This window comes from Photobacterium phosphoreum, assembly GCF_002954725.1.
GTDB classification, from domain to species: domain Bacteria; phylum Pseudomonadota; class Gammaproteobacteria; order Enterobacterales; family Vibrionaceae; genus Photobacterium; species Photobacterium phosphoreum.
On record NZ_MSCQ01000001.1, the window covers coordinates 2,708,319 to 2,721,169 of the forward strand.

The 12,851-nt window shown below is 41.4% G+C and carries 9 protein-coding genes; 3 read left to right on the top strand and 6 right to left on the bottom strand.

The window, feature by feature from the left end:
* The first annotated feature begins 91 nt into the window (after positions 1–91).
* Both BTO21_RS12015 and gorA read left to right on the top strand, forming a co-directional pair.
* Complete coding sequence (locus BTO21_RS12015; RefSeq protein ID WP_045032085.1) at positions 92–931, top strand: 23S rRNA (adenine(2030)-N(6))-methyltransferase RlmJ; 840 nt, start codon at positions 92–94, stop codon at positions 929–931.
* 197 nt (positions 932–1,128) lie between these two features.
* The gene (gorA, locus tag BTO21_RS12020) at positions 1,129–2,484 is read left to right on the top strand and encodes a glutathione-disulfide reductase (RefSeq protein WP_045032086.1); all 1,356 of its coding nucleotides are present in this window, start codon (positions 1,129–1,131) and stop codon (positions 2,482–2,484) included.
* Positions 2,485–2,609: 125 nt separating this feature from the next.
* On the opposite strand, the gene BTO21_RS12025 is transcribed toward gorA, so the two are convergent.
* Entirely contained in the window at positions 2,610–3,203 is a 594-nt protein-coding gene (locus tag BTO21_RS12025; protein WP_045032088.1) for a hypothetical protein, read from the bottom strand.
* Between the two features lie 218 nt (positions 3,204–3,421).
* Positions 3,422–3,814 (bottom strand): cupin domain-containing protein, encoded by a 393-nt coding sequence (locus BTO21_RS12030; RefSeq protein ID WP_045032090.1) that lies wholly within the window; start codon positions 3,812–3,814, stop codon positions 3,422–3,424.
* 564 nt (positions 3,815–4,378) lie between these two features.
* Between BTO21_RS12030 and BTO21_RS12035 the strand changes: the two genes are divergently transcribed.
* On the top strand, positions 4,379–5,743 hold the full coding sequence (locus BTO21_RS12035) for a YjiH family protein (RefSeq protein WP_045032092.1): 1,365 nt from the start codon (positions 4,379–4,381) through the stop codon (positions 5,741–5,743).
* Between the two features lie 78 nt (positions 5,744–5,821).
* On the opposite strand, the gene BTO21_RS12040 is transcribed toward BTO21_RS12035, so the two are convergent.
* From BTO21_RS12040 to BTO21_RS12055, 4 genes are all read right to left on the bottom strand, one after another.
* Complete coding sequence (locus BTO21_RS12040) at positions 5,822–6,763, bottom strand: ABC transporter permease (RefSeq protein ID WP_045032094.1); 942 nt, start codon at positions 6,761–6,763, stop codon at positions 5,822–5,824.
* Between the two features lie 3 nt (positions 6,764–6,766).
* Complete coding sequence (locus tag BTO21_RS12045; RefSeq protein ID WP_045032096.1) at positions 6,767–7,744, bottom strand: ABC transporter permease; 978 nt, start codon at positions 7,742–7,744, stop codon at positions 6,767–6,769.
* 81 nt (positions 7,745–7,825) lie between these two features.
* Entirely contained in the window at positions 7,826–9,385 is a 1,560-nt protein-coding gene (locus tag BTO21_RS12050) for an ABC transporter substrate-binding protein (RefSeq protein ID WP_045032098.1), read from the bottom strand.
* A 68-nt stretch (positions 9,386–9,453) separates the two neighbouring features.
* Complete coding sequence (locus tag BTO21_RS12055) at positions 9,454–11,172, bottom strand: dipeptide ABC transporter ATP-binding protein (RefSeq protein WP_045032100.1); 1,719 nt, start codon at positions 11,170–11,172, stop codon at positions 9,454–9,456.
* Positions 11,173–12,851 lie beyond the last annotated feature (1,679 nt).

The window sequence follows — 12,851 nt, forward strand, 5'->3', positions numbered from 1 at the left end:
CAAAGGTTGGCACCATGGTTGGATATTGATGAATAATTGACGATAATAGTCACTAGCATCCCTGCTTTAGATACCGATAGAGACTAATTTCATGCTGAGTTATCGCCACAGCTTTCACGCTGGCAACCACGCAGATGTGGTTAAACACATTGTTCAAAGCCTAATTCTGGATGCACTCAAGCAAAAAGATAAACCGTTCGTGTATCACGATACTCACTCAGGTGTTGGTCGTTATGATCTCCAAGATGAGCGCAGCGAAAAAACCGGGGAGTTTAAGCAAGGTATCGCCCGTATTTGGTCTCGCGATGATATACCCCATGATATTGCCGCTTATATTGATGCCATTAAAGCGCTTAATAATAATGATGAACTGCGTTACTACCCGGGCTCACCTAAAGTCGCACGCGCACAAATTCGCGCGCAAGATCGAATGGTATTAACCGAATTACACCCAAGCGATTTCCCATTATTACTGCAAGAATTCCGTGGTGATCGCCAAGTAAAGATGTATCAAGAAGATGCTTTTGCGCGTCTAAAAGCAAGCTTACCGCCCAAAGAACGTCGTGGGGTGGTATTGATTGATCCGCCTTATGAGCTAAAACACGAATACCAAGATGTGGTAAAAGCGATTAAACAAAGTTATCAACGCTGGGCAACGGGTACTTATGCCATCTGGTATCCAGTGGTTTACCGCGAAACGATTGATAATATGATTGCCGGCCTTAAAGATTTAGACATTCGCAATATTCTTCAAATTGAGCTTGGGGTTGAACCAGACACTGAAGAACGCGGCATGACCGCTTCTGGCATGATTGTGATTAACCCACCGTGGAAACTAGCCAGCCAAATGGAACAAATTCTGCCATGGTTGCAACAAGCGATTGCGCCAAATCATGGCCATCATAAGGTTGAGTGGATCGTTCCCGAGTAACCTTGCTGGGTTATATTGACGCTCAATAAACAGCCACATTTGCTTGTGGCTGTTACATTTCTTGGGTGATAATCATCATTTCCGATGGTAAAACACAGTACTAATCGATTTTTCCGATTTTAAATCCTCGTCACTCAGCCCAATCTTGATTACACTAGGTGACAGTGAATATTCATAACATCTATTGGAGTAAAGTCATGGCGAAGCATTTTGATTACATCTGTATCGGTGGCGGTAGCGGTGGTATTGCATCAGCAAACCGTGCAGCAATGTATGGCGCTAAAGTAGCAATCATTGAAGCAAAAGCCCTCGGTGGCACTTGCGTTAACGTCGGTTGTGTACCAAAGAAAGTCATGTGGCATGGTGCCCAAATCGCAGAAGCTATGCACCTTTACGCTAAAGATTATGGCTTTGACGTTGATGTGAAAAGTTTTAACTGGGGCAAACTGGTTGAAAACCGCGAAGCGTACATCAGCCGCATTCACGCTTCTTACGACAATGTACTTGGCAATAACAATGTTGAAGTGATCAATGGTTTTGCTACCTTTGTTGATGCAAAAACAATTGAAGTTAATGGTGAGCATTACACTGCCGATCATATTTTGATTGCCGTTGGTGGTGAACCGACTATCCCTAATGTTCCTGGTGCTGAATACGGTATTGATTCAAACGGTTTCTTTGAACTTAATGAGCAACCTAAACGTACTGCTATTGTCGGCGCAGGTTACATTGCCGTTGAAATCGCAGGTGTATTAAGTGCTTTTGGTACTGATACTCACCTGTTCGTTCGTAAAGAATCACCACTGCGTAGCTTTGATCCGATGATTGTTGATACGTTAGTAGAAGTAATGGCAGCAGAAGGTCCAACCCTGCACACCCATTCAATTCCTAAACAAGTGGTTAAAGAAGCTGATGGCTCGATTACACTGCATTTTGAAAACGGTGAATCACACAATACTGATTTACTGATTTGGGCGATTGGTCGTCACCCAACTACCGACAAAATCAACCTTCAAGCAACGGGCGTTGAAACCAATAGCCGCGGTTACATTAAGGTTGATCAATACCAACAAACCAATGTTGCTGGCATTTATTGTGTTGGCGACATCATGGAAGGTGGTATCGAACTAACACCGATTGCTGTTAAGGCCGGTCGTCAGTTGTCTGAGCGTTTGTTTAACAACAAGCCCGACGCCAAAATGGACTACAAATTAGTACCAACGGTTGTCTTTAGTCACCCACCAATCGGTACTATTGGTCTGACAACCCAAGAAGCGATTGATCAATACGGCGAAGACAACGTAAAAGTCTACCAATCAGGCTTTACAGCGATGTATACCGCAGTAACGACTCACCGTCAGCCATGCAAAATGAAGCTGGTTTGTGCGGGCGCAGATGAGAAAGTAGTTGGTCTACACGGTATCGGTTATACCGTTGATGAAATGATTCAAGGTTTTGGCGTAGCAATCAAGATGGGCGCAACTAAAGCTGATTTCGATAGCGTCGTAGCTATCCACCCAACGGGTTCTGAGGAATTTGTTACCATGCGTTGATCGCACTAACAATTTCAATTAAAGCTGGTTTATCCTTTTTATAAATTGGATAACCAGCTTTTTTTTCATCTATCAAACGAGATAAACGAGGTTAACCGCTTAACGATAGCCCCGCTAATTTTCATTTAACCGTGGTGATGATGACCATCTTCATGATTATGCCCACAGCCACAACTTGGTGCGATCACAGTTTGAATCGGCGTTAAAGTTAGCTTAGCTAATAACTCTTCAGTGCTAACGGTATTTAATAAATGCATATTCTCAGCATTCACTGCCATTGGATCTTCAATTGCACGTTGAGCTTGCATGACATCAATCATTTGTTGAGTCACCGCTTCTGGTAACGACAACTCACGGATCACTTTAAGCTCATTATTAGCCGTATCAAGTGCCATCATTGATAATGCCAGTGTTGATGTTGTTGGTTGTTGAAAATATTCACTTGGAATAGCCGCTGCATTAAACTGAATATCAAATGCCAATTCTGCTAATTTAAACACCACCAAACAACCGCCATTATCGGTTTTCATCAAACCAAACTCTGCCGTGGCTTCTGCCATCATTTGTTGTTCTTCTGCCGTGATGCCGTTTAAACCGATAAAAACAATATTGCTCATATCATTGCGGAACATTTCAATAACGGCGCCATCGCCGGCAACAAACGGATGTTCATCAATGATCTGACCGACATGAAATTGCTGATTTGAATGTGCTGCCATGGTGTACCTCATCGTTATTTAAGCTCAATCATTTCAGTTTACACGAAATCACAAGCATTTATGGTATTGCTCTATTGTTAATCATTACCTTATAACTAACAATACAGCCAATGACTAAAACACTATTACCCATCGGTAATAATTATGCTTTTCAATCATCAAAAAAAAGCCTTAACAAAAAGTTAAGGCTTTAATTTATAACAACTAAATTTTATATTTTATTGTGCAGGTGCAAAATCTGCTGCTGCTGCACGGTGAGCAGTATAGATAGCTTCACCGTCACTCTCAGCATCAAAGATAACTTTAACATCAGGGCTAAATAAAATAACATCGCCAACTTCAGCAACATATTTAGTGCCCGCTTCATCACGAACAACAATTTTGCCTTTGGTGATCACTTTGTACTCTACAGAATCATAAAAATATTCAAATTCAACCCCAGGTGCCATCGTGAAATGACCAATCGTTAATGCATTGCTGTTAGTCGTTACAGCAACCTCAGCCATATCACTTTTTAAGCCTTCAACTTCAAGTAACTTACTTAGATCATTCAGTTTAAAAGAACCTGATTTGATCAGTGTGATGCCTGGCTTAGTGGTTAATGTTGTCATGGGTAGATCCTTATTTTCAGATTAAGACCAAAGTGAATACTTTCATCTTATTGATTATTTGTGATCGTCTTACTTTGATAGTAATACAATCTATTATTGGATTTAGAAGTCACACAAATAAATGTCGGTACTCGCTAAGTTATTCTCATAACCGCAACCGAATATTTATTTAATTACTTAAGCATCATCTAGGTGATGTTTTTTGATGTAATGAAGTCTAACGGATCATAAAAAATCAACAATAGCTTAAAAATATAAAGACTATTACCATACAGTAACAATAATCCTGCTAATGTCGATAAATAGCCTGTTTATTTTTAATGACATAGCATTATTTACATTGCAATTAACTGCCTCTAACCACAAAACAACCCAAACTTCGAATAATAAACCTTAATAATCGCATAAATAACCATTTTTTTGCTTGCGAACTATTCCATCTATTCGATAAAAAATGTAATCTTCTGTTCCTTATTTATGGGATGGTTATAACTAATTATTCCGCAAAACCTCGGGGACACCCCCATTAATTCGGCCGTATCTACCAGTAGGTTATAGACAAATATGCATCAACAAGCAGCAGCACCACCCAAAAACCTCAACAATTGGTTAATGTTTATCATTCCATCATTAATTGGGGTGTTTTTATTCATGGCACCGATTAACTTTGGTGGTGATATCACCATCCCCATTGCAATCTTAGCCAAAACAATTCAAAGCCATTTTGAAAATTCGCTAACATCGATTGTGACAGCTGTTATCAGTTTTACCGCTGTGATGTCTATTATCACCAAACTGTTTAAACCCGAATTTATCCTGCGTAATAGCTTTATTAATGGCTTACTCAACCCATCGCTAATGTGGTTTATCGTGCAACAGCTGGGTGCTGCTTTTGCGGTGATGACCTACTTTAATATCGGCCCAATGATGTTTCGTAACGACGCCACTGGTGGCTTAGTGCTCAATGATTTATTGCCGGTATTATTTTCAGTATTTATTTTTGCGGGTTTATTATTACCGTTACTGCTCAATTTTGGCTTACTGGAATTTTTTGGCACTTTATTTACACGCATCATGCGACCTATTTTTGGTTTGCCTGGTCGCTCATCCGTAAACTGTATTGCATCATGGCTAGGTGATGGTTCAGTTGGCGTACTACTGACCAGTAAGCAGTATGAGTCAGGCATGTATACTCAACGTGAAGCGGCAGTTATTGGCACCACGTTCTCAGCGGTATCTATTACCTTTAGCTTAGTGGTTATTGCACAAGTAAATTTAGAGCATATGTTTGCCCCGTTTTACTTAACCATATGTTTAGCGGGTTTAGTGGCGGCGATAATTGTGCCGCGTTTACCACCATTATCGCGTAAGAAAAATATCTATATTAATGGCACCACTGAATCATCGCATGATGAAACCGTTCCTGAAGGTCATAACGTTTTTTCTTATGGACTTGAGCAAGCGCTTAAAAAAGCCGCTGAAGTAAAAAGCCTACCAACGATTGCACTTGATGGCCTTAAAAACGCCGTTGATATGGTGTTTGGCGTGCTGCCAGTAGTAATGGCGATTGGTACTGTGGCATTAGTGGTCGCCGAAAATACGCCCATTTTCGATTACCTTGGCATGCCATTTATTCCGTTCCTAGAATTGCTGCGTATTCCTGAAGCAGAAGCGGCTTCTAAAACTATAGTGGTCGGGTTTGCTGATATGTTCTTGCCATCAATTTTGGCATCAACCATTCAAAGTGATATGACCCGCTTTATTATCGCAGCGATGTCAGTTACTCAGTTGATTTACATGTCTGAAATTGGCGCGCTATTAATTGGTAGTAAAGTGCCGGTTAAAGCATGGGAATTATTTGTGATCTTTATTCTGCGTACTTTAGTCACTTTGCCAGTGATTGCGTTAATGGCACATTTGATTTTCTAATTTATACGGTTAATAAATATCAAAAAGGCGACCACACGGTCGCCTTTATTGATTTACTCTCTAGATAACAAACCCAAGCTAGCCTTTATATATCTTTGGATTAAACACATCCCGTAGCCAATCACCAAGCAAGTTAATCACTAATACTAAGGTAATTAATACTATTCCAGGGAAAGCGGTGATCCACCATGAGCCCGAGAAAATATAGTTAAAACCAATGCTAATCAGTGAACCCAATGACGGCTGATCAACCGGTAAACCTAAACCTAAAAATGACAGCGCCGCTTCCGACATGATCGCGTTGGCAACCTGTACCGTGGAAATCACTAAAATCGGTGACAAACAGTTAGGCAAAATATGACGGAACATGATCCGTGGTGCTCGAAAGCCCATCACCTTAGCGGCTTCGACATATTCTTTATTTTTCTCTGCCAAAACAGAGGCGCGTACCGTTCGTGCATACTGCGGCCACTCCGCAAAACCGATAATCACCACCAACATAATCACCGCATATTGGGCATAGGTTTCAGCCCCTAACGCGGTCCGGAAAATAGCTGACACAATGATCGCTACCATCATGGTTGAAAATGACAATTGCACATCCGCAATACGCATTAATAAACTGTCAATCCGCCCACCAAAATAACCCGCGGTTAAGCCGACAATGACGCCAATGGTTAATTGCAATGCCACTGCTAACAAACCAATCGTCAGTGATAATCGCATCCCATATAAAATGGTCGAATAAATATCACGTCCTTGATCGTCTGTGCCTAAAGCAAAGCTTTGATCGCCATTCTCCATCCACGCTGGCGGTAACTCAGAGTCCATAATATCAATTGACGATAGATCATAAGGATTGGTTGGCGCGATAAAAGGGGCAAATAATGCCGCAGTGGCAAAACTTAGAAAAATCGCAAAACACACCATCGCCACTTTATCTTTAAGAAAATAATAAACGATATCGGAATCTTTAAAACGCTGCCAACGACTCGGCACAACAGTGCTAATACTTTCCATGACTTATGCTCCCTTGCCCGTTAAATCTACTGTTGGATTAACCAAGCCATAAAGCAGGTCAACAATGGTATTAGTCACCACAAAAATCAGTCCTACAAATATCACATAGGCGGTGATCAATGGGGTATCAACTCGATTAATGGCATCTAAAAATAACAGCCCTGTACCAGGCCACTGAAACACACTTTCAGTCAAAATAGTGTAGGCAATCATGGTTCCGATTTGCACTCCACCGACGGTTAATACCGGCAACATGGTATTTTTTAGCGCGTGCTGGTAATAGACCTTATTCATTGGCAAACCTTTTGCCTTGGCGAACTTAATGTATTCAGAACTTAATACTTCCAACATTTCAGATCGAACCAATCGAATAAACAATGGCAACATAATCGAGGCTAATGCCACACATGGCAGCACTAAATGTTTTAAGCCATCAATAGTGAAAAAGCCAGATTCCCAACCAAGATAATTAGCTGTTTCGCCACGTCCAAATGACGGTAACCAACCAAGTTCAATCGAGAACACATACATCAGCATGATCGCGGTTAAGAACACCGGAATAGAAATACCAATACTGCTAAATGCCATCACCGCTTTCGTCACCACACTGCGAGGATGAATCGCGGAATACACTCCCAATGGAATCGAGACTAAAATAATGATCACTGTCGCCCCAAACACCAGTTCAAAGGTTGCGACTAATTTATCTAAAATGACCTCGATCGCTGGGCGCTTAAAAGTATATGACGTCCCTAAATCACCTTGGACGGCATTACCGAGAAAACGACTATATTTGGTGATAAACGGATCATTAAGGCCCAAATCATCACGCAATTGTTGCCGTTCAGCCTCTGATACCGACTGCCCAACCAGTTCACGCAACGGATCACCAAGGTTATCTTGAATGGCAAAAGCCACCAGACTGATCACAAACATCACTATCAGTGCCTGAAATAGGCGTTTGACCAGAAAAGAAAACATTCCCTGCCCCTTTTAATTCATCCTGAAAAAAATGCCGGAGCAAGCCCCGGCACTCATACTTCACTATTGGCTAATTAATGCTTATTTTTCATCAACCACAAGATCGCCAAAGTATGGCTGTTCCATTGAGTTAACCACCGCAGCAGCATGAACATTACTGCGGGCTCCCCATGCAGTACTCTGCCAATGTAATGGTACAAATGCAGCATCGTTATAAAGCGTCGCTTCTACTTGTTTTAGCATGACTGCACGCTTAGCTGGATTAGTTTCAACATTGGCAGCCGTGACCAATTGATCAACCTCTGGGTTAGAGTAAAAACCACAGTTATACTGACCTTTACCGGTTTTTTCATTACGGGTCATGGTCAAAAATTCAGTTAAATTAGCCGAATCTTCAGTATCTGCATGCCAGCCAATCATCAACATATCGGCAGCACATTTATCGAACTCAGGCCAATATTGCGCTTTAGGTAAGGTTTTTAAATCAACTTTAATCCCAATTTTCGATAACATCGCGGCTGTTGCTTGGGCAATTTTGGCATCATTCACATAGCGGTTATTAGGCGCTAACATGGTAAGACTAAAGCCCTTTTCGTAACCCGCTTCTTTCATTAGTTGCTTGGCTTTCTTCACATCGTAACGCGGTACAAGCTCACTATCATGGCCTTGATAACCGACAGGACTTTGTTGATCTGCGGCAGTTGCAAACCCTTTCATAATTTTCTTCACGATGCCTTGATTATTAATCGCATGCACAATCGCTTGACGAACACGAACATCTTTTAGTGCTTCATTACGATTTTGGTTCATTTGAAATGAGATCAAACGGGTGCCGGGTAGCGTGACTAAATCAACCCCGTCCGCACTTTTTAGACGCTGATGATCATTAGGTGCAACATGGTCAATCATATCAACACCGCCAGACAATAACGCTGCAACACGGGTCGCATCTTCTTTGATTGGCAATAACGTGATGGTATCAACATTGCCTTTTGAGGCTGTATCCCAATAACCCGCAAAACGAGTAAACTCGACTTTTACCCCTTGCTCACGTTGGGTTACCGTAAATGGACCTGTACCTGACATGTGGGTTGAAGCAAATGAATTACCATGCTTAGCAACTTCTGCTTTATCTTTACCGTCTGCGGTTTTACCGCTGTAAAACTTGCTATCCATTGGGAAAATGTAGGTTGCAGTTTGAAGTACCAATGGATAAGCGCCTTTTGAAATAATATCGACGGTATAATCATCAACTTTTTTCATTTCAGAATACGGTTCAAAAATGGCTTTAAAATCAGGGGATGCTTGCAAACGATTAAATGTCCAAATTACATCATCAGCCGTCAGTGGATTACCCGAGTGAAATTTCACCCCTTGACGTAATGTAAATCGAAAAGTATTGGCATCAATACGCTCCCAGCTTTGCGCCAAACGCGGTTCAAAATCCATTTTTTGAGTAAACCGAACGAGCGGATCAAATACCATGTGCGATAACTGTAAAGTACCGCCAGACAGTTGCTCATGAGGATCAAGTGATACCGGATCTGAGGCATAACCTAACTTTAGATCTGCAGCCGTAACACTAAAACTCAACCCTGCTGCAATCAATGCTAGCGCTAATTTGTTCTTGATGGTTTTCATTGCATAACTCCTTTATGCCTGAGCACTATCGCCCAGTATTTATTTTATTGATGACTCATAACAACAAATTAAGCGCGCTGTTGCCGTTTAATATCGAGACCTTTAAATTCAGGCATCAATGAAATCAAATGCTTGCTGTATTGATGTTGAGGTGCGGTAAATAACTGTTCTGTCGGTGCAACTTCTAACAATGTTCCTTGTTGCATCACTCCGATACGATCACACATTTGACGAATAACCGGTAAATCATGACTAATAAATAACATCGTCAGATTCAGTTCATCTTGTAAGTCTTTTAATAAGTTTAATATTTGTGCTTGAACCGAAACATCCAGTGCCGAGGTTGGCTCATCACAAATTAATAATCGAGGCCGTGTTGCCAGTGCGCGTGCAATTGAAATCCGCTGGCGTTGACCGCCCGAGAATTCATGTGGAAATTTAATCCCTGCCACAGAGCCTAAGCCAACATGATCCAATAGATCATTCACTATCTGGCGGGTTTGAGCTTCATTTTTAGTTAATTTATGAAATCGAATCGGTTCGGCAATAATGTCAAAAACACGCATTCGAGGATTCATTGAGGTATAAGGATTTTGAAACACCATCTGCATTTGACGGCGTAAAGGACGGCGTTCAGACTCACTTTTAAGTGCGGTCAGATCGATACCTTCAAAACGCACCGTGCCACTATTCGGCGGATATAAACCGGTAATCACACGTGCAATGGTTGATTTACCTGAACCCGATTCACCCACTAAACCAAAGGTTTCACCTTCTGCAATATGGAAACTAACATCATTATTGGCTTGGACATATTCGCGCCGACTTTCAAATAATGAATCTTTGGTCACAAACCGTAAATTAACATTTTCAATCTCAAGCAACGCCCCGTCATAAGCACGCTGATCTTGGCTTTGTCCTAACCAATGATTTTTGACATCCAAGCTTGGTGTCTGTTGGACATCTTCAATGTAAGTCACTAATGGAAATCGTTTCAGCTTAATGTCTGAACGAGGCACAGCAGAAATCAAACTCTGGGTATAAGGATGTTGTGGTCGTTGTAGCACTTGTTCAGTGGTGCCAATTTCAACTAAATCACCACGATACATAACCGCAACGCGATCTGTCACATTTGAAACGACGCCCATATCATGGGTTACTAACATACAGCCGACATTTTTCTGAACACACAAATCACGGATCAAGGTTAATATTTGATCTTGAATCGAGACGTCCAGTGCCGTGGTTGGCTCATCGGCAATAATTAAATCGGGCTCACCAGCAAGTGCAATTGCTATCACGACTCGTTGGCGCATTCCACCTGAAAACTGATGCGGATATTGTTTAATTCGTAGCTGAGGCTCTGGAATACCCACTTGTTCCATCAATGCTAATGCACGCTTCACGGCTTCAGCTTGTGATACCTTTAAATTGGTAATGATAGTTTCAGTGAGTTGCTGCTCCACGGTGAATAATGGGTTTAATGACGTCATTGGATCTTGGAAAATAAACCCAATTTTTGACCCACGAACATTGCGCATTTTCTCCGGCGTTAACCCTGAGATCTTGTTACCATCAAGAAAAACCTCACCACTGGCGATCTGTCCAGGGGGACTTAATAGGTCAATAACAGCATTACCCACCGTCGATTTACCCGCTCCAGACTCACCAACAACACCCACAATTTCACCACGCTCAATGGTGAATGACAGTGATTTCACCGCTGCATGTACGCCATGTCGTGAGGGGTATTCTATACGAAGATTTTTTACTTCTAATAATGCCATTATCAGACTCCACTACTGGCAGCATCCTGCCATTCTGAAAAATTGAATCCTTTCCATGCCAATACTATTGTCTGATTGCATGTCTCCATTCAATCTGTCAAAAATATTACAAAAAAGCAACAACTCAAAGTAAAAAACTATCATTATTTATATATTGCGCATATTTATTTCATATACACGCATAATAAAACAACAGTACACTAAACTAAACAAAACCAACAACCATTTGAATAACAACAAAAGCAATGGTAAAAACCGTACAATAAACCAAACACCTATAAACACTTAAAAACACCATCATGAATAAAAAATCACTAACCACCGCCAATTAAATTAACATTAATTAAACAAAATATCGTTTAGATTAAAATAAATAGCGACAATAACTACTAAAAACATAAACATCAGTGGATATAGCTATTACAACCAGCAATGGTGAAATTTACAGCACACATCTGCGCAGCATATTCGAACTGTTTTCTCATCATTTAAGACAGACGAAAAAAAACCTCAATCTTTCGATACGGTTTTCTTAATGGTGATAGGTGAAGAGCAAGATTCTAATATCAGGGAACCCCCGCCCCTCTGGTCCGCTATTACTAACATCAGAGATGCACTACCAAACTACGCACTTCACCATTTTCTATAGACGAAAAAAAACCTCAATCTTTCGATTCAGGTTTCTTAATGGTGGTCGGTGAAGAGCCAAGGTTCTAATATCGGTGAACCCCCGACCCTCTAGCTTTAAACCAATGATACAGATTTACTTTTCTACAGATGAAAAAAAACCTGAATCTTTCGATTCAGGTTTCTTAATGGCGGTAGCTGAAGAGCAAGGTTCTAATATCAGGGAACCCCCGACCCTCTGGTCCGCTATTCCTAACATCAGAGATGCGCCCCCAAACTACGCGCTTCACCATTTTCTACAGACGAAAAAAAACCGTATCTTTCGATTCAAGTTTCTTAATGGCGGTCGGTGAAGAGCCAAGGTTCTAATATCAGGGAACCCCCGACCCTCTGGTCCGCTATTCCTAACATCAGAGATGCGCCCCCAAACTACGCGCTTCACCATTTTCTATAGATGAAAAAAAACCGTATCTTTCGATACGGTTTTCTTAATGGCGGTCGGTGAAGAGCCAAGATTCTAATATCGGTGAACCCCCGACCCTCTAGCTTTAAACCAATGATACAGATTTACTTTTCTACAGATGAAAAAAAACCTGAATCTTTCGATTCAGGTTTCTTAATGGTGGTCGGTGAAGAGCAAGGTTCTAATATCAGGGAACCCCCGACCCTCTGGTCCGCTATTCCTAACATCAGAGATGCGCCCCCAAACTACGCGCTTCACCATTTTCTACAGACGAAAAAAAACCTCAATCTTTCAATTCAGGTTTCTTAATGGTGGTCGGTGAAGAGCAAGATTCTAATATCAGTGAACCCCCGACCCTCTGGCTTTAAACCAACGACCCCTATTTACTTTTATACAGACGAAAAAAAACCTCAATCTTTCGATTCAGGTTTCTTAATGGTGGTCGGTGAAGAGCAAGGTTCTAATATCAGGGAACCCCCGACCCTCTGGTCCGCTATTCCTAACATCAGAGATGCGCCCCCAAACTACGCGCTTCACCATTTTCTACAGACGAAAAAAAACCGTATCTTTCGATACGGTTTTCTTAATG